This is a genomic window from Pseudarthrobacter sulfonivorans (assembly GCF_001484605.1).
GTDB lineage: Bacteria > Actinomycetota > Actinomycetes > Actinomycetales > Micrococcaceae > Arthrobacter > Arthrobacter sulfonivorans_A.
In genome coordinates this window covers 4,142,584-4,159,786 of record NZ_CP013747.1, presented here as the reverse complement: position 1 = coordinate 4,159,786, position 17,203 = coordinate 4,142,584, and the positions used below count along the sequence as shown (strand labels likewise).

At 66.8% G+C, this 17,203-nt stretch carries 18 protein-coding genes; 4 read left to right on the top strand and 14 right to left on the bottom strand.

Annotation, left to right across the window (positions count from 1 at the left end):
- The first annotated feature begins 11 nt into the window (after nt 1-11).
- A complete protein-coding gene (locus tag AU252_RS18875) occupies nt 12-788 on the top strand; it encodes a DedA family protein (RefSeq protein WP_058933055.1) in 777 nt (258 codons plus the stop codon).
- Between the two features lie 105 nt (nt 789-893).
- Here the strand turns inward: AU252_RS18875 and rdgB are convergent, their stop codons facing one another.
- Nucleotides 894-1,556 (bottom strand): RdgB/HAM1 family non-canonical purine NTP pyrophosphatase, encoded by a 663-nt coding sequence (rdgB, locus tag AU252_RS18870; RefSeq protein ID WP_058933054.1) that lies wholly within the window; start codon nt 1,554-1,556, stop codon nt 894-896.
- Between the two features lie 11 nt (nt 1,557-1,567).
- A complete protein-coding gene (rph, locus tag AU252_RS18865) occupies nt 1,568-2,326 on the bottom strand; it encodes a ribonuclease PH (protein ID WP_058932038.1) in 759 nt (252 codons plus the stop codon).
- Nucleotides 2,327-2,410: 84 nt separating this feature from the next.
- Between rph and AU252_RS18860 the strand changes: the two genes are divergently transcribed.
- Nucleotides 2,411-2,908, top strand: a complete 498-nt coding sequence (locus AU252_RS18860; protein ID WP_058932037.1) for a group II truncated hemoglobin — start codon at nt 2,411-2,413, stop codon at nt 2,906-2,908.
- On the opposite strand, the gene AU252_RS18855 is transcribed toward AU252_RS18860, so the two are convergent.
- The 4 genes from AU252_RS18855 to clpS all read right to left on the bottom strand — a co-directional run bounded on the left by AU252_RS18855 (nt 2,905) and on the right by clpS (nt 5,787).
- On the bottom strand, nt 2,905-3,702 hold the full coding sequence (locus tag AU252_RS18855; protein WP_058932036.1) for an MBL fold metallo-hydrolase: 798 nt from the start codon (nt 3,700-3,702) through the stop codon (nt 2,905-2,907). The genes AU252_RS18860 and AU252_RS18855 overlap by 4 nt on opposite strands.
- Nucleotides 3,699-4,766: a glutamate racemase gene (gene murI, locus AU252_RS18850; protein WP_099093408.1), complete on the bottom strand. Its 1,068-nt coding sequence runs from the start codon at nt 4,764-4,766 to the stop codon at nt 3,699-3,701. The genes AU252_RS18855 and murI overlap by 4 nt, the downstream gene beginning before the upstream one ends.
- Before the next feature lie 69 nt (nt 4,767-4,835).
- Complete coding sequence (locus AU252_RS18845; RefSeq protein WP_058932034.1) at nt 4,836-5,402, bottom strand: DUF2017 domain-containing protein; 567 nt, start codon at nt 5,400-5,402, stop codon at nt 4,836-4,838.
- Nucleotides 5,395-5,787, bottom strand: a complete 393-nt coding sequence (gene clpS / locus AU252_RS18840) for an ATP-dependent Clp protease adapter ClpS (protein WP_058932033.1) — start codon at nt 5,785-5,787, stop codon at nt 5,395-5,397. Before clpS ends, AU252_RS18845 begins: the two co-directional genes overlap by 8 nt.
- Before the next feature lie 38 nt (nt 5,788-5,825).
- On the opposite strand from clpS, the gene AU252_RS18835 reads away from it, so the two are divergent.
- A complete protein-coding gene (locus AU252_RS18835; protein ID WP_058932032.1) occupies nt 5,826-7,154 on the top strand; it encodes a nicotinate phosphoribosyltransferase in 1,329 nt (442 codons plus the stop codon).
- Nucleotides 7,154-7,786 (top strand): isochorismatase family protein, encoded by a 633-nt coding sequence (locus AU252_RS18830; RefSeq protein WP_058932031.1) that lies wholly within the window; start codon nt 7,154-7,156, stop codon nt 7,784-7,786. Before AU252_RS18835 ends, AU252_RS18830 begins: the two co-directional genes overlap by 1 nt.
- A 3-nt stretch (nt 7,787-7,789) precedes the next feature.
- Here the strand turns inward: AU252_RS18830 and AU252_RS18825 are convergent, their stop codons facing one another.
- From AU252_RS18825 to AU252_RS18790, 8 genes are all read right to left on the bottom strand, one after another.
- A complete protein-coding gene (locus AU252_RS18825; protein WP_058932030.1) occupies nt 7,790-9,574 on the bottom strand; it encodes a DEAD/DEAH box helicase in 1,785 nt (594 codons plus the stop codon).
- A complete protein-coding gene (locus AU252_RS18820; protein WP_056349372.1) occupies nt 9,574-9,915 on the bottom strand; it encodes a DUF3039 domain-containing protein in 342 nt (113 codons plus the stop codon). Before AU252_RS18820 ends, AU252_RS18825 begins: the two co-directional genes overlap by 1 nt.
- 137 nt (nt 9,916-10,052) lie before the next feature.
- On the bottom strand, nt 10,053-10,835 hold the full coding sequence (gene nagB, locus AU252_RS18815; RefSeq protein ID WP_058932029.1) for a glucosamine-6-phosphate deaminase: 783 nt from the start codon (nt 10,833-10,835) through the stop codon (nt 10,053-10,055).
- A 44-nt stretch (nt 10,836-10,879) separates the two neighbouring features.
- Complete coding sequence (locus AU252_RS18810) at nt 10,880-12,451, bottom strand: hypothetical protein (RefSeq protein ID WP_058932028.1); 1,572 nt, start codon at nt 12,449-12,451, stop codon at nt 10,880-10,882.
- Nucleotides 12,433-13,239, bottom strand: a complete 807-nt coding sequence (locus AU252_RS18805) for an ABC transporter ATP-binding protein (protein WP_058932027.1) — start codon at nt 13,237-13,239, stop codon at nt 12,433-12,435. The genes AU252_RS18810 and AU252_RS18805 overlap by 19 nt, the downstream gene beginning before the upstream one ends.
- A 72-nt stretch (nt 13,240-13,311) precedes the next feature.
- Nucleotides 13,312-14,409: an NADH:flavin oxidoreductase/NADH oxidase gene (locus AU252_RS18800; RefSeq protein WP_058932026.1), complete on the bottom strand. Its 1,098-nt coding sequence runs from the start codon at nt 14,407-14,409 to the stop codon at nt 13,312-13,314.
- Entirely contained in the window at nt 14,409-15,416 is a 1,008-nt protein-coding gene (locus AU252_RS18795; protein ID WP_058932025.1) for a tetratricopeptide repeat protein, read from the bottom strand. Before AU252_RS18795 ends, AU252_RS18800 begins: the two co-directional genes overlap by 1 nt.
- 65 nt (nt 15,417-15,481) lie before the next feature.
- Nucleotides 15,482-17,176, bottom strand: a complete 1,695-nt coding sequence (locus AU252_RS18790) for a hypothetical protein (RefSeq protein ID WP_240484226.1) — start codon at nt 17,174-17,176, stop codon at nt 15,482-15,484.
- Nucleotides 17,177-17,203 lie beyond the last annotated feature (27 nt).

The following is a 17,203-nucleotide window of genomic DNA, read 5'->3' as shown; positions in this document are numbered from 1 at the left end:
ACTTTCTTGCGATCAGCGACCTTGCCGCGCCCATGCTGGGTGGTGCAGGACCGGTCCAGCCGCAGCTGGCCTCCTTCCTGCCCGACTGGCTGAACCCCCAGATTTTCCTGGCCGATCCCGCCCTTGCGCCCTGGGTGGTGCTGCTGGTCTGCGGAATTGTCTTCGCCGAGACCGGCCTGCTGGTGGGATTCTTCCTACCCGGCGATTCGATGCTGTTCACGGCAGGGCTGTTGGTGGCAACGGACACCATCCAGTTCAATGTCTGGCTCCTGGCGCTCCTGATCACCATTTCCGCCATCATCGGCAACCAGACCGGCTACCTGATCGGTTCCAAGGCCGGTCCCGCCATATTCAACAAGCCGAACTCCCGCCTCTTCAAGCGCGAAAACGTGGAGAACGCACACGCCTTCTTCGAAAAGCACGGCGGCAAGGCACTGATCCTCGCCCGCTTCGTGCCGATCATCCGGACCTTCGTGCCCGTGATCGTTGGCGTGGCCCAGATGAACAAGAAGAAGTTCTTCCTGTTCAACGTGATCGGCGCGGTCCTGTGGGGCAGCGGCGTCACGCTGTTGGGCTACCTGCTCGGTGACAGGGTCCCGTGGGTCCGGGAGAACCTGGACATCATCTTCATCGTCATCGTGCTGGTCTCCGTGATTCCGATCGGCATCGAAGTCCTCCGCGGAATTTCCGCCAAGCGCCAAGCGGCCAGGTTCGGCACCGACCCCGTTGACGAATTCATTGAGGAGCACGAACCCGAAGCCGAACGGAAGACGCACCGGGACCACTGAGCCCCTCACCGCTCCCTGGCCACTCCCTCCCCCGGAGTTCTTGTCCAGATAACGCCATCATGCCGGCTACTTAGCAGCGATATCTGGACAAAATCTCCCGTACGGTCACGGGCCGGCGAGTGCCTCGACAATGGCCGGCAGGAGTGCCCGGAAGGCCTTCGCCCGGTGGCTGATCGCGTTCTTTTCCGCCGCTGACAATTCAGCGCAGCTGCGGTCCTCACCGGCCGGCTGCAGCACGGGGTCGTAGCCGAAGCCGCCGTTGCCGCGGGGTTCGCGCAGGAGGGTCCCCTCAAGCTGGCCGTATTCCACCACTTCGCGGCTCCCAGCGCCCGGTCCCGGGACAGCCAGGGCCGCAGCGCAGACAAACGCGGCTCCACGGTGCCCGTCGGGGACATCGGAGAGCTGGTCCAGCAGAAGCTTCAGGTTGGCGGCGTCGTCACCGTGGCGGCCGGACCAGCGCGCGGAAAAGATTCCGGGCGCCCCGCCCAGCACGTCCACGGCCAGCCCCGAATCGTCGGCGATGGCCACCAGCCCAGTGGCCTCCGCAACGGCCCGCGCCTTCAACAGCGAGTTTTCGGCGAACGTCACGCCGGTTTCGACGACGTCTGGCGCACCCACCGCCGCGGCGTCCACCACCTGCGTGTCGACGTCGAGCCCGGGGACCTGTCCGCGCAGCAGCTCCCGGAGCTCCCTGAGCTTGCCCTTGTTGTGCGTGGCCAGGACGAGGCGCGGTACGGGCGCGCCGTCCGGTTCAGCGTTCGGGGTCACAGCGTCCTGGTTCACAGTGCGTCGGCGAGGGTTTCGCGCTGGATCGCCGCCAGGGCGGTGGTGCCCAGGAGGGCCAGGTCCAGCAGCTGGTTCAGCTCGTCCCGGTCGAAGGGAGCACCCTCTGCGGTGCCCTGGACTTCCACGAACTTCCCGGATCCGGTGACCACCACGTTCATGTCGGTTTCGGCGCGGACGTCCTCAACGTAGGGCAGGTCCAGCATGGGCACGCCGTCGATGATGCCCACCGAAACCGCTGCGATCGTGTCGATCAGGGGCTGGGCGTTCTTGGCGATCAGCTTGTTGTCGCGGGCGAAGCGGATGGCGTCCGCCAGTGCCACGTACGCGCCGGTGATGGCCGCGGTGCGCGTTCCGCCGTCGGCCTGGAGGACGTCGCAGTCCAGGACGATCGTGTTTTCGCCCAGGGCCTTGGTGTCAATGATGGAACGCAGCGAGCGTCCGATCAGCCGGGAAATCTCGTGGGTCCGCCCGCCGATTTTCCCCTTGACAGATTCGCGGTCGGAACGGGTGTTGGTGGCCCGGGGAAGCATGGCGTACTCCGCCGTGACCCAGCCGCGGCCTTCGCCCTTGAGCCAGCGCGGCACGCCCGCCGTCAGGGACGCCGTGCACAGGACCCTGGTGTTGCCGAACTCGATGAGGGCCGATCCCTCGGCCTGCTTGGACCATCCGCGGGTGATGCTGATGGGGCGGAGCTGGTCGGGGGCACGGCCATCGGCGCGCACTACGGGCACTGCGGTTGCTTCAGAAGTCATGCCTTTAGCTTATCGACTCGCCGTGGGACGTCCTGCCACGGACAGCCCTTCCCCCTGTCCGGTGCAGCATGTCATCGTTGCAGTGTGCAGACGGTGTACGAGGCTGCCGGCAGTGCCGACTTTTTCCTGAGGCTGGCCAACGCCTGGCATGCAAGGGTAATGGCTGACGAGGTAGTCAGCCACGCGTTCAGCCACGGATTCCATCCGCAGCACAGCCACCGGCTCGCAGCCTATTGGACGGAGGCGTTGGGTGGCCCGCCCGTGTATTCAGACTCGTATGGTGACGAGACATCAGTGATTCGGCTGCACAGCGGCAACGGCCCGCACGAGGACATGGACCGTAGGGCGGTCGCCTGCTTCGACCAGGCGCTGGCCGACGTCGGGCTCGCTGATGACGATCCGGTGCGCAAGGTGCTGCACAATTACTTCACCTGGGCGGCCACCACCACGATGTCCCGTTACCAGCGCTCTGCAGAGGACGTGCCGGACGGGCTCCGCATCCCGCACTGGTCCTGGGACGGCCCGGTCGGTGAAACAGGTTCCGGCGGTGCAGACAGCAGGCCGTCGGCCAAGGGGCCCTAGACGGTGTAGTGCACACCGGCCACGGCAACGGCCACGTCGCCGCCGAACACGGGGCGCGCTTCGGCCATAACAGTGGTGGGCGATGTCCAGACGGGGATGTGCGTGAGCAACAGCCGGCGTGCGCCCGCGCTCTCCGCGGCCTCGCCGGCACGCTTTCCGGTCAGGTGGACATCCTTGATGTCGTCGTCGCGGCCTTCCTCAAAGGCGGCCTCGCACAGGAACAGGTCAGCGTCCTTAGCCGCTTCCTCCAGCCCGGCGCAGGAATCGGTGTCCCCGGAATACGTCAGGATCCGGCTGACCGCGTTGCCCTGCTTGTCCGGTTCGGTCACTTCCACCCGCAGGGCGTAGGCCTCCTTTACGGGATGGTTCACCGCGAACGGCGTCACCGTGAACGGCCCCACCGTGACGGATTCCCTTTCGGTCCAGTTGGTGAAGTCGAATTCCTCGTGCATCCCCGGATCGAGCTCCAGGCCGTAGGCGGTGGCCATCCGGTCCGCCGTCGCGGCGGGGCCCCACACCGGAATCCTGCCGCGTCCCCAGCCGCCGGGCTTCCAGCGGACGGCCACGTGCAGGCCGCACAAGTCCATGCAGTGGTCCGGGTGCAGGTGGGTGAGGAAGATCGCGTCGATGTCCTCAAGGTCCGTGTATCGCTGGATGGCGCCAAGGGCTCCGCTGCCAAGGTCCATCACGATCTTCCACGTCCGCTCGCCGTCGCTGGCGGTCAGGAGGTAGCAGGACGCCGGGGAGCTCGGGCCGGGAAACGAGCCGGTGCAGCCGACGATGGTGAGCTTCACAGGGCAGGTCCTCCGGCCCGGTGGGCGCCCACAAAGTTCGAAATCCGAGGTCCCGACGACGACTGCCGGGCGCTGGCGATCTGCGCAGCCGCGATCATCTCGGGCGTGATCCGCGCCAGGCTGCCGGTGGGGTATTGGGCTGCCACATGGTCCACGTGCCGGACGGACAGGACCTCCGGGCCCAGGAAACGGCGGGCCAGCGTTTCGAACTGGCCGGCGTCACCGGTGGCGATGAAGTGGTGTTCCGGCGGTGTTACAGCAGTGCGCTGAAGGTCGTGGGTGGCGAGGGCCCGGTACACGTCCTTCGCCGTTTCCTCCGCGCTGGACACGAGCGTCACGGCGTCGCCCATCACGAACGAGATGACGCCGGTCAGCAGCGGATAGTGCGTGCAGCCCAGCACCACGGTGTCCACGCCTGCCGCCTTCAGCGGCGCCAGGTACTCTTCGGCAATAGCCAGCAAGGCGGGTCCGGTGGTGATCCCGGCCTCCACGTAGCTCACGAACTCGGGGCAGGCCACGGACGTGATCGCCAGGTCCGGCGCGGCGGCGAACGTGTCTTCGTAAGCCCGTGAACCAACGGTGGCGGAGGTTCCGATGACGCCGATACGCCCACTGCGGGTGGCAGCGACAGCCCGCCGGACGGCCGGCTGGATCACCTCGATGACGGGGATGCCGTATTTCGCCGTGTACCGCTCGCGGGCGTCCCTCAGGACAGCGGCCGACGCCGAGTTGCAGGCAATGGTCAGCAGCTTGACGCCGGAGTCCACCAGTTCGTCCATCACGCCCAGGGCGTTGGCGCGGACTTCGGCAATGGGCAAGGGCCCGTAGGGCCCGTTGGCGGTATCCCCCACATAGAGGATGGACTCGTTGGGGAGCTGGTCGATGATGGACCGCGCCACGGTCAGTCCGCCGACACCGGAATCAAAGATGCCGATGGGGCGGGACCCCACCTGCGCGGTGGTGCTGCTGGCTGCGGAGTCCGATGCGGCTGCGCCTGACGGATCCATGCTCGAGGCTGTAGTCATGATTATTCGAGGATAGGTCTTCCCCGGGGCCGCAGCCATCACATTGTGGCGCCCGACTCATGTCAAATTTGTCACATTGGCGGTCGAATCCCGGAACAGGACAGCAGTTCAGCCCCGTGAGTCCAGGGACTGGAGCATCGCCTGGACCAGTGATTCCTGCAGCCACGTGGTGAAGTTGTACACCAGGGCGAGGTAACTTTCCACGTCCTCGGCCTGGGACCAGTCCTGCATCAGGTGCACGTGTTCGGCGTCCTCTTCATCCCGGATATCCAGGCGTTCCGCCAGCACCAGGCGCACATCGTTCAGGGCCATGGACCAGAACCTTGCCCCTTCGGCGGTGAGGACCACTTCATCCCTGTCCAGGTCCAGGGCGGCGGCGCGCAGCGCGCCGATCTTGGTTTCCCGCAACGAGCGCTCGGTGAGCTGGCGGAACTCCAGGGACGCGCCGTCGTCGTTCTTCATCACGTTGGGCAGCAACCGCTTAACGGCACGGTCCGTCGGTTCCTGGACGTCCATATCCAGTCCGATCAGGGCGGCCAGCGGATCCTGGCTGGTGTGTTCGGCCGGCTGGAGCATGGAGATGACGTCATCGATCAGGCTGCGGAGCAGTTCCCGTTCGGCGGGTTCCAGGAACCCGGTGATGCCCTTGAGCCCGTATTTGAATGCCTTAGCCACGTTTCCCCTTGCCCTGCCCGGACCCGCCGGATTTTCCTGAGTTTTTGGAGCTTCCACCATTCCCGCCGGAGGCCCTCTCCACGGTGGCCCAGAGGCCGAAGCCGTGCATGGCCACGGCATGCCGCTCAACCTGTTCCTTGCTGCCGTGGGCAACAATGGACCGGCCCTTTTTGTGGACTTCCATCATCAGCTTGTTGGCTTTGGACTCGGCGTAGCCGAAGTAGCTTTGGAAGACATAGCTGACGTAACTCATCAGGTTGACGGGATCGTTCCAGATCACCAGGTTCCAAGGGATGTCCGGGGCGGTCAGGGAGTCCGTGGACGCCTCTGTCCCGGTCCGGGTGCCCTCCTGTGTATCAGGGCCGAGCGCAACGCTTAAGGTCATCTGTCCATTCTATGGGGATGCACACTAGAGTGAATTTTGTGAGTACCTCCGCCAGCTGGGACCATCCCCGCACGTCCTTTTACACAGACCACTACGAGCTGACCATGCTGCAGGCGTCCCTGCACTCGGGCGCCGCACACCGCAGGTCCGTCTTCGAGGCTTTTGCCCGGCGCCTGCCGGACGGCCGGCGGTACGGGATTGTGGCGGGAACGGGCCGCCTGCTGGAAGGCATCGCCGACTTCCGGTTCGGCGAAGCCGAGCTGGACTTCCTGGGGCGGACCGGCGTGGTCAACCAGGACACCCTGGACTACCTGGCGAACTACCGCTTTTCCGGTGACATCTGGGGCTACCCGGAGGGCGAGGCGTACTTCCCCAACTCCCCCATCCTGATTGTCGAATCAACGTTTGCCGAAGCCTGCATGCTGGAAACCTACCTGCTCTCGGTCCTGAACCATGACAGTGCCATCGCTTCCGCCGCATCCCGCATGATCACCGCTGCCGGCAACCGGCCCTGCATCGAAATGGGATCCCGGCGGACCCACGAGGAATCGGCAGTCGCGGCAGCCCGCGCCGCCGTCATTGCCGGGTTCGACAGCACCTCCAACCTCGAGGCCGGCTTCCGGTACGGCATCAAAACGGTAGGGACCGCCGCGCACTCCTTCACGCTCCTCCACGACACTGAGCGGGAAGCCTTTAAGGCGCAGATCGCCTCCCTCGGACCCGGCACCTCGCTGCTCGTGGACACGTACGACGTCGAAGCAGCGGTGCGTGCCGCCGTCGAGTTGGCGGGGCCCAAGCTGGGGGGCGTCCGGCTGGACTCCGGCGACCTCGTGGCCCAGGCCCAATGGGTCCGGCGCCTCCTGGACGAGCTTGGCAACGTGAACACCAAGATCGTGGTCACCTCGGACCTGGACGAGTTCGCCATCGCCGCGCTGCAGTCCGCCCCGGTGGATTCCTACGGTGTGGGCACCTCGCTGGTCACCGGTTCCGGTGCACCCACAGCGAGCATGGTCTACAAGCTCGTCAGCCGCACCGACGACGCCGGCAATTTCGTCTCCGTGGCAAAAACCGCCAAGAACAAAACCAGCATGGGCGGCCGGAAGTACGCGCTGCGCAAGCTCAACGAGCGGGGGGTGGCCACCCAGGAAATTGTGGGCATTGGCCACCGCCCCGAAGACGACGGCAACGACCGGCCGCTGCTTCAGCAGTTTATGAAGAACGGCGAGCTGCTGCCGGGCTGGACCGGACACGAGGGTGTGGTCCGCGCCCGCCAACGGCACGCGGACACCATGGCCGAACTGCCCGGCGTCGTCAACCGCCTGCAGCGCGGCGAGCCTGCCATCCCCACCATCTACGAGGAGAACTGATGTCCCGCGCCCTGATCATCGTTGACGTCCAGAACGACTTCTGCGAGGGCGGCTCCCTGGCCGTGGCCGGCGGTGCCGATGTTGCCGGAGCCATCAGCGAGTACGTGGACGCCCATCACAACGAGTTCGACCACATTGTTGCCACGCAGGACTGGCACATCGATCCCGGCGCGCATTTTTCCGACACGCCCGATCACAAGGACAGCTGGCCGCGGCACTGCGTGGCCGGCACTCGCGGCGCAGAACTCCATCCGGACCTGGACAGCGAATACATCCAGGCCTACTTCCAGAAGGGCCAGTTCGCCGCGGCGTACTCCGGCTTTGAGGGCCTGCTGGCACCTGAGGATGCCGTCCCCACTGGGGAACGCCAGCCGGGCGCCATGCCCGCTGACGCAGAAGCCTACGCACCCGCGGACAACGCCATCGGACTGGACGACTGGCTGCAAAGCCACGACGTGGAGGACGTTGTAGTGGTAGGGATCGCCACCGACTTCTGCGTGATGGCCACCTCGCTGGACGCGGTCCAGGCCGGCTACTCCGTCACGGTCATCCGCTCACTCACCGCCGGCATTGCCGAGGACCTGGAGGATGCCGTCGCCGAAATGGAGCTGGGCGGCGTCGAAGTCGCGTAAGTACTACTTCCGGCCGATGAACCAGTCCTGGAGCTTCCGCAGCCTGGACTGAAGCTGTTCCTCGTTCGCCTGGGCCACCGGAGGGCCGCCGCAGACGGTCCGCAGCTTCGTGTGCACCACACCGTGCGGGGTCCCGGTCCGCGCCGACCAGGCCGCCACGTTCTTGGCCAGTTCGTTGCGCAGGTCCATCAGCATCCGGTGGTCCGGAATGGCCGGCGCCGCGGCGGCCGGCTCGGCTGCCGGTGCGCGCCGGTTCTTGCGGTTGAGCTGTTCGTGCTGGCGCTGCCGCAGCAGCGTCCCCACCTGCTCGGCATCCAGCAGTCCGGGGATGCCCAGGAAATCCAGTTCGTCCTCCGAGCCCACTTCTCCCCCGGTGCCGAACTCGCCGCCGTCGAACAATACCCGGTCGAAGGACGCCTGCGAGTCGAGGGCCTCGAACTTGCCCTTGGTAAGGCTGTCGGACGCCTTGTCCTCCCGGTTGGCCTCTTCCATCAGCGAGTCCTCGGGATTGAACAGGCCGTCGCTGTCCTCTTTCTCGGGGCGGTCCAGCGCGTGGTCGCGTTCGGCCTCCATCGAGTTGGCCAGGGCCATCAGCGTCGGCACGGACGGCAGGAAGACCGAGGCCGTTTCGCCGCGTTTCCGGGCGCGCACAAAGCGGCCCACGGCCTGGGCGAAGAACAGCGGCGTCGAGGTGGACGTCGCATAGACGCCGACGGAGAGCCGGGGCACGTCCACGCCTTCTGACACCATGCGGACGGCCACCATCCACCGTTTCTCGCTCACGGTGAATTCCTCGATCTTGCTGGAGGCCTTGGCGTCGTCGGAAAGGATCACGGTGGGCGATTCGCCGGTGATCCTTTTCAGCTGCCCGGCATAGGCCCTGGCATCCTCGTGGTCCGTGGCGATGACCAGCCCGCCGGCGTCCGGAACGGTGCGGCGCACTTCGCTGAGGCGTTTGTCCGCCCCCGCCAGGACAGCGGGAATCCATTCCCCGGCCGGGTTCAGCGCCGTCCGCCACGCCTGCGACGTGATGTCCTTGGTGACCGCGGACTCGCCCAGGGAGGCCGCCATTTCCTCGCCGGCACTGGTGCGCCACCGCATCTGGCCCGAGTAGGCCATGAACATGACCGGGCGCACCACGTGGTCACGCAGGGCATTGCCGTAGCCGTAGGTGTAGTCCGCTTTCGAGCGCCGGATGCCGTCCTTGTCCTGCGCGTATTCAACAAACGGGATGGGCGAGGTATCGGAGCGGAACGGCGTACCAGTCAGGGAGAGCCGCCGTGCCGCAGGGTCAAACGCTTCGCGGAGGCCGTCGCCCCAGGACAGGGCTTCGCCGCCGTGGTGGATCTCGTCAAGGATCACCAGCGTGCGGGCGGCCTCGGTCTTGGCGCGGTGCAGCATGGGTTTGCTGGCCACCTGCGCGTATGTAACAGCGACGCCAACAAAACCGCGGCCGTGCTGGCCGTCGGAGTTCTTGAAGTTGGGGTCGATGGCGATGCCCACCTTGGCAGCGGCGTCGGCCCACTGCCGTTTCAGGTGGTCCGTGGGCGCCACGATGGTGACGCGGTTGACCGCCCCTGATTCGATGAGCATGGAGGCCACGCGCAGCGCGAAGGTGGTCTTACCGGCGCCGGGAGTTGCTACGGCCAGGAAGTCGCGGGGATCGGTCCTGAAGTAGAGGTCAAGGGCTTGCTGCTGCCAGGCACGGAGTTTTTGGGCGGTTCCCCAGGCTGCGCGTTCCGGATAAGCCGGTGGCAGGGTGGGGCCGCCAAAGAGCGTCTCCGTCACTACTTGTTGTTGCCCGAGTCCCCTCCGGGACCCTTGCCGCCGTCGTTGCCCGGGCGGAGGCCGTCATAAACCTCTTTGCACATGGGGCACACCGGGAACTTCTGCGGATCCCGGCCCGGCGTCCACACTTTGCCGCACAGGGCAATGACAGGATCACCCGTCAGCGCGGATTCCATGATTTTTTCCTTGCGCACATAGTGCGAGAAGCGTTCCCGGTCACCCGGCTCCACTTCCTGGCGCAGCTCTTCGCGCTCGATGGTTGCCGTGGACGTTCCAGCCCCGGAAAGCTCGCGCATCGGGTCGTTTTCGAGAGGGTCCGTCATGCTAGTCATGGCATCCATCTTAGCGTCCCAGGACGGAGGACGTTCGACGGCGGGAGGACCGTTTTGCATGCACCGCACCCGCCGCCGTCGGCCGTTCCGCGCAACGCCGCTACGCACCCGCCCGTGGTGTGTGGCCGGAATTACAGCCCCTGGAATTACAGACCCTGCCAGGCAGGCTTGTGATCGTACGTGTGCCGGTAGAAGTCGGCGAGCTTCAGCGACGACGCCGCGGCCTCATCCACCAGGATGGTGGCGTGCGGGTGGAACTGGAGGACCGAGGCCGGGCAGATGGCGGCGACGGGCCCCTCCACAAAGTCGCGGACGGCCGGTGCCTTCTGTGCCCCGGTAGCGATGAGGACAACGTGCCGGGCCTCGAGGATGGTGCCCAGCCCCTGGGTCACCACATGGTGCGGCACCTCTGCCAGGCTGCCAAAGAATCTGGCGTTGTCCCGGCGCGTCTGCTCGATCAGCGTTTTGATGCGGGTCCGGGATGCGAGCGAGGAACCGGGCTCGTTGAAGCCGATGTGGCCATCCGTACCCACGCCCAGGAGCTGCAGGTCCACGCCGCCCGCTGCCCGCATGGCCTCCTCGTAGGCGGAACAGGCCGCAGGCAGGTCCGCGGCCGCCCCGTCAGGCGTATGGACGTTGCCTTCGGCGATGTTGACCCGGCTGGTGAATTCCCGCCGGATGACTTCCCGGTAGGACTCCGGATGCCCGTGGTCCAGCCCCACGTATTCGTCCAGGGCAAAGGCATGGGCATTGCTGAAGTCCAGCCCGTCACGCTGGTGCCGCGCCGCCAGCTCGTCGTACACCGGCAGTGGCGATGACCCGGTGGCGAGGCCCAGTACGGCGGTGGGCTTTCGCCGGAGCAGGGCCTCGATGGCATCGGCGACGAGCTGTCCGATCTGCTTGCTGCCCTGGAGGATGACAACTTCCATGTCCGGCCGCCTTTCTGGTGCTTTACGTCTGGTGCGTTACGGAGTCAGCGGTTGACGGTCAGTTGGGCCAGCAGTTCGGGTCCGCGGGCATCAAGCCACTTTCCACCCAGCCGAATGCCCGCACCAAACAGCGCCAGTCCCAGCATCAGGCCGACGGCCAGGTTGGCCCACCCGAACATGGCATTCCCCGTGACCAGCTGCGCGATGAGCAGGCCCACCTCGGGCAGGACCAGCAGGCTCAGGACGCCCATGCCGGCAAACTGCACCACCAGGGTCTGCCCTACGTTGCCCGGGGGTTTCTTGAACGGGCTGTCCCCGGGCAACGGGACGGCCACCGTATAGCGTGCCGACACCACGGACGACAAGCCAAGCCCGGTGAAGAGGATGCCCAGGCTCAAGCCCAACTGGCCGGGCAGTTCCGACCAGCTGCCGGTAAAGAAGTACTGGCCCACTGCAAAGATCAGCACCACGGGCAGGGCAAAAGCCAGGCAGGCCAACGCCCTGCCCAGCCGGTCGTCCACACCGCGGACACCCGTGGCCACATGCAGCGCGAATGCCGTGTTGTCATAGGAGACGTCCGCTGAGATGGACCAGGCCAGCAGGAAGGCAGCCAGCGGGGCAGCCACCGCCAGTACTCCGTAGTCACCGGACTGGCTGCCCTGGAAGACCAGCAGGATGGGGAGCAGCGGGACCACCACCAGGGAACCGGAATAGCGGGGATCGCGCAGCCAGTAGGTCAGCGCCCGCGCTGTTACTGCACCGGCCGGTGTGGCCGGCAGCAGGTCGAACAGCCCAAGTTTGCCACCCTTGCGGCTCCCGCTGCCGGCGTAGGGCGGGTTGACCAGGGCCCGTTCAAGGAGCAGTTTCCAGCACCAGGACAGGACTGCGAGGGTTGCTGCGGCGATCACGAGTTTCAGTGCGGCCGCTCCCGGGCGGCCAACCGCAACATCACCACCGAGGGACCACGCGGCACCAAGTGGCGTCCAGGACAAGGTGGCAGCCAGCTCCGGCAGGAAACCCGTCGAGGCGGTGATGCCCCTGCCGACGCCAGCGACGATCGGGCCCATCAGGACCAGCGGGACCATAAATGCGATGGCGCTGACATCCTTGAACCGGCGCGACGACGCCAGGCTGGCGGTAGCGGTGGTGACCACTTTGGACAGGACAATACAGGTCAGAACGCCGACGGCGGCACCCACCAGTGCGGCAACCGCGGGAAGGGGGCCACGGGCCCAGGTCCACACGGTGGCGAGCGCTGCGAGCGCGGTGGCCAGGCCGGGGATGCCGATCAGCCCGCCGAGGGCCAGCCCCGTGAGCAGTTGGCGCATGGGGATGGCGGAGGTGGTGAAGCGGGCAGGGTCCAGGGTCAGGTCTGCGGCGGACGCGACCACCGGAATGAGGCCCCAGCCGAGGAGGGCCGCTGAACCACCAAGCACCACAACCGTCTGGGCCAGTTCGGGGTCTGCAGTGCGCAGCAGGATAAGTGCCACGACCACTACCCCCACCAGCCCCAAGGCATAGAGACCGCCGAACGCCAGGCCGACAAGCTGCCAGGGGCTGCGGCGAAGGCCGTTCCGCAGCAGGGTCAGTTTGAGCCTTAGGAGGTGCGCAACCATTCCAGGCCTTCCGTGTGGTTGCGTCCGCCGACGAGCTGGACAAACCTTTCTTCCAGCGTTGCCCCGGCGCGGACTTCGTCCACGGTCCCGGTGGCGAGGAGCCTTCCGGCCGCCACCACGGCGACGTGGTCGCACATACGCTGGACCAGGTCCATAACGTGGCTCGAGACGATCACCGTCCCGCCGGAGGCTACATAACTGTCCAGGATGGACCGGATGTTGGCCGCCGAGACGGGATCCACGGACTCGAAGGGTTCATCGAGCACCAGCAGCCGCGGGGCGTGGATCAAGGCCGAGGCGAGAGCGATCTTTTTTGTCATGCCGGCCGAATAGTCCACCACGAGGGTCCCGGCGTCCTCGCTGAGGTCCAGGGCGGACAACAGCTCCCCCACGCGGGAGGCCACCACGTCTTTGTCCATGCCACGCAGCAGCCCGGCGTAGGTGACCAGCTGTTCGCCGGTGAGCCGGTCAAAGAGGCGGACACCGTCAGGGAGGATGCCCATCAGCTTCTTGGCCTCCAGCGGCCGGGCCCAGACGTCCACCCCGTGGACAACGGCTGTCCCGAAGTCGGGCCGCAGCAGGCCGGTGGCCATCGACAACGTGGTGGTCTTGCCGGCGCCGTTGGGCCCCACGATGCCAAAGAATGAACCTGCCGGGACGTCGAGGCTGATGCCGTCCACGGCGATTTTTCCGCCGAAACGCTTGGCGAGGCCGCGGATGGACAAGGCAGGAACCGGCCCGGCGTGCACCACCGGATCAGAGTGGGGATCAGGATGCGCAGCAGTCATGATGCCAGCCTAGACCCAGGGCCCTGCCGAAGGGGTCCTCCCGCGGGAGTAGTGCCTAAGGCGTAGGGAACCCTAGAACGAATGCCGCGGCATGGCCCGTTCGTACTGCGGTGCCCAGGGGAGGTCATGCCCCAGTTCAAACGCCGCACGGAGCCACCAGTGCGGATCCCGGAGCGCGGCCCGGGCAATAAACACGCCGTCGGCCTGCCCGGTGGCCACGGCATGCTCGGCCTGGCCTGCGGAAGTGAGCAGGCCCACGGTGCCTGTGGGCACACCGGCTTCCCGGCGGATGCGTGCGGAGAACTCCGTCTGGTAGCCCGGACCCGGCCTGATGTCCTGATGGGCCACGGCCCCGCCGCTGGAGACGTCGATGAGGTCCACTCCGTGTTCTGCCGCCTGGGCGGCCAGCCGGACCGAAGCCTGGACATCGACGCCGCCCGGCGCCCAATCGGTGGCTGAAATCCGCAGCAGCAGGGGCATGGATTCGGGGATGACGTTGCGGACGGCATCAACGACGGCGAGCATCAGCCGGTTCCGTCCGGCCTCATCCCCGCCCCAGGAATCGGTCCGCGTATTGATCAGCGGGCTTTGGAACTGGTGCAGGAGGTAGCCGTGCGCGCCATGGATCTCCACGGTGTCGAACCCGGCGTCCACGGCACGCACTGCGGCGGCCGCGAAGTCGGAAATGACGTCCTGGATCTGCGCCTCGGTCATCGCGGCGGGTTCGGCAAAGCCGTCGAAGGCAAGCCGTGACGGCCCCACCGTGGGCCAGCCGCCGTCGGACTCCGGGACGCTCCCCCGCTGCCCGGCGAACGGCCAGTAGGCGGACGCTTTCCGGCCGGCGTGGGCAAGCTGGGCGCCGATCTTCGCTTCCGCGGCACCGTGCCGGTGCACAAAGGACGTGATCCGCTGCCAGGCCTCGGCCTGTTCGTCGTTGTACAGCCCGGCATCGCGGGGGCTGATCCTGCCGGCCGCGTTCACGGCGGCCGCCTCGGTGAGGATCAACGCGGCGCCGCCCGCGGCGAAGGAGCCCAGATGCATCAGGTGCCAGTCGTTCGGAACCCCCGGGGCGCCGTCGGGACCGCAGCTGTACTGGCACATGGGTGATACCCAGCCGCGGTGCGTGAGCTCCAGGGAGCGGAGCTTGAGCGGCTGGAACAGGGCCGGCACTAGAACAGGACCCTGGCGAGTCCTTGGCGTGCCTTGGCAACACGGGGGTCGGACGTGCCCACCACGTCAAAGAGCTCCAGGAGGCGTACGCGGGCAGTCTCCCGTTCCGGGCCGAAGTTCCGGCCGATGAAGCTGACCACGCGGTTCAGCGCGTCCTCCACGTGGCCGCCGGACACGTCCAGGTCCGCCACGTCCAGCTGGGCGGCCAGATTGTCAGGTTCGTTGGCGGCGAGGGTACGCAAGGCTTCCGAGTCCTCGGCGGAGAGCGGCTGGAGCCGGGCCATCAGCTCCACCTGGGCCAGGCCGGCCTTGGCCTCGGCGTCGGCGGGCATTTCCAGCAGGGCCTGCCGGTAGGCCACGGCGGCGGCCTCATAGTCGCCCGCTTCAATGGCGTCGAACGCGGCCTGGTGCAGCGGCGGAAGAGGTGCTGGTTCAGTCTCCATGGGCGCACCGCCCCCGCCGAGGCTGCCCGTAACCCCATTGGCCGCCGCGACTTTCAGCAGTTCATCCAGGAGGGGGCGGATCTGGGATTCCTCGGCGCCGCCTTGGAAGAGCGGTACGGGCTGGCCTTTGAGGACGGCGACGGCCGTGGGGACGGCCTGGACCTGGAAGGCCTGTGCCAGCTGCGGGAAGGCTTCGATGTCCGCCGCCCCCAAGACCAGGCGGCCGCCGTAGCTGTTGATGACCCGCTCCAGCGAGTCGAGCATCGCGGCGGATTCCGGCGAGTACGCGGCCCATAGCGCGAAGACCACCGGAACCTGGGCGGAAAGCTCCACGAGTTCCTGGAAATTGCCTTCGGTGACAGTGACACGCAGCGGTGCCGCGCCGTCGTCGGGCGTTGCCGCACCCGCTTCTGCGCTGCCACCCGCATCCCCGGAAACAGGCGGATTGCCGGCAGCCGCAGGCGGCGCCTGTCGCTGTTTCAGGGATGAAAGGTCGACGGCGCCACGCATGTTAAGCAGGCTGGCAGCGGCGGGAGGGACTGGGCGGGAAGCTGGCGAACTCATGCTTTCCACTCTAGCCACTCCGGCCGCTGCCGGGGGTACTGCATCTGGGACTGGACCCTGCGGGCCTATTTGAAGCTTGCGCCTACCAGCCCGCGCGTTGCGGCCACCAGCTTGATGGGATCCGTGGAACCTGCCGGCGGAACGTAGACCGCCATTGATTCAGCAAAGTTCAGGACCATGCCGGTGGTGGTTTCCTTGCCGCCGGCGAGCGCCGCGGCATCGTCGCCGATGGTGAGCTTGTCACCGGAGGCCTTGGGCGTGCCATCAAAGCCGAAGTTGATCCGGCCCAGCACGAGCGCCCCGCCGTCGGCCGTCCGGAACACCACAGTGCTTTCCGGTACTACCTTGTGGGTGAAGGAGAAGTTGCCGTTTTCGCCGGACTTGACTACCTCGGCCTGGTAGGAGAGCGTGTCGGCGATGTACGGCGAGGATGCGCCCTCCACGAGCTTGTCCTTGAAGCTCGACTCTGAATTCGCCAGGCGGTCGGCCAGCCCGGCCAGGGCTTCTTCGCCGCTGTACAGCAGGCCGGATTTGTCGTTGGCGGCCAGCGTGTCGGTGCCGTTCCGGCCGATGGCGGGGAACGTGGTTCCCGGCTGCAGCGGGGTGGTCTCGGTCAGCTTGTAGTTCTCCCGCGGGGAGGGCTGGACCAGGGTGAGCAGCTGCGGGACGACGTTGCCGTCACCCTGCGTAACGGCGAGGACTGAACGCGGCCAGCTGCGGTCGCTGGTGACCACCGTGGTGAGGAGCTTCGTGGAACGGACGGGCATCCGGGCTTCATAAGTGCCCACCTGGGAACGGATCTTGTAGTTCTGCGTACGGACCTCAAGCTCCGTCCCGGCTACGCGCTCTGCGAGCTTGGCTGCGTCCTTTGCGGCGTCACCGGCGTCGGCGGTGCTGGAGACCTGCTCCAGGATCCTGCGGAACTGGGCGTCCAGGAGGACCGGCGCGGCCCCCTGGGCGGCCTCCGGCGATGCTGATTCGGGAGCCGGCGCGGGCGTGGTGGCAGCGTTCGCAGCAACACCCGTTCCGGCCACAACAAGGGCGGTCACTGCGGCGGTGACCATGCCGCCGGAGACCATGCCGAGCCGTGAGGCGGACCTTGCCTCGGCCTTGGCCCGGGCGCGCCGGGCGAACAGGCTTCCCGTGCCGTTGCCTTCACCGTCCCGCTTGCGTGCGGACAGGACCACCAGGGCAATGCCGGCGAGGATCAGCAGGCCGCCAATCACCATCAGCGGGATGGCCCACGGGGTGGAGGTGTCATTCGGGAACGTCATGGAGACCGACGACGGTGCGGGCTTGGTGCCATCGGACGCCAGCAGCAGTGACCATTCGCCGTCAGCGGGCGGCGTCCACGAGTACTCCAGCTCACCGCTCGCGTTCTCAGTGGAAACCCAGAGATCGGATCCGGACGGATTCGGCGCCGTGGCGTCGCCGTCGGCGTGCTCAACCTGCAGGGATTTGTTGTCCTCGGAAACCCCAGTGATGGTGTTGTGGGCCGTCGGGCCCACCCAGGCGTCCACGTCGTCAGGCCGGCCGGCCGCGAGCATGAAGTTGCCGTCGCCTTCGATCTTGATCTTCACCGTTCCGCCCTGCGCGGTGCGCAGGTTCTGGTCGATGACGGTCAGTGGCGCCTCCGCGGCATCTGCCGGGGCGGAAGCCGTAAAGGTCTCGGAGGGAGCCCAGATTGTCTTCTGGCCAATACCGGCCAGAAGTGTCAGGAGGCCGAGCAGCACGAGTGCAACTGCAGTCTTGAAGCGCAAAGGAAACACCTATCATTCGCGGGGGTT

Excerpts from the sequence above, each read along its gene's own strand:
- AU252_RS18805 (WP_058932027.1), bottom strand. The coding sequence starts at position 13,239 with ATGACTGCTGCGCATCCTGATCCCCACTCTGATCCGGTGGTGCACGCC.
- murI (WP_099093408.1), bottom strand. The coding sequence starts at position 4,766 with ATGGCTGCGGCCCCGGGGAAGACCTATCCTCGAATAATCATGACTACA.
- AU252_RS18820 (WP_056349372.1), bottom strand. The coding sequence starts at position 9,915 with ATGGATGCCATGACTAGCATGACGGACCCTCTCGAAAACGACCCGATG.
- clpS (WP_058932033.1), bottom strand. The coding sequence starts at position 5,787 with ATGACCTTAAGCGTTGCGCTCGGCCCTGATACACAGGAGGGCACCCGG.
- AU252_RS18830 (WP_058932031.1), top strand. The coding sequence starts at position 7,154 with ATGTCCCGCGCCCTGATCATCGTTGACGTCCAGAACGACTTCTGCGAG.
- AU252_RS18810 (WP_058932028.1), bottom strand. The coding sequence starts at position 12,451 with ATGGTTGCGCACCTCCTAAGGCTCAAACTGACCCTGCTGCGGAACGGC.
- rph (WP_058932038.1), bottom strand. The coding sequence starts at position 2,326 with ATGACTTCTGAAGCAACCGCAGTGCCCGTAGTGCGCGCCGATGGCCGT.
- AU252_RS18795 (WP_058932025.1), bottom strand. The coding sequence starts at position 15,416 with ATGAGTTCGCCAGCTTCCCGCCCAGTCCCTCCCGCCGCTGCCAGCCTG.
- nagB (WP_058932029.1), bottom strand. The coding sequence starts at position 10,835 with ATGGAAGTTGTCATCCTCCAGGGCAGCAAGCAGATCGGACAGCTCGTC.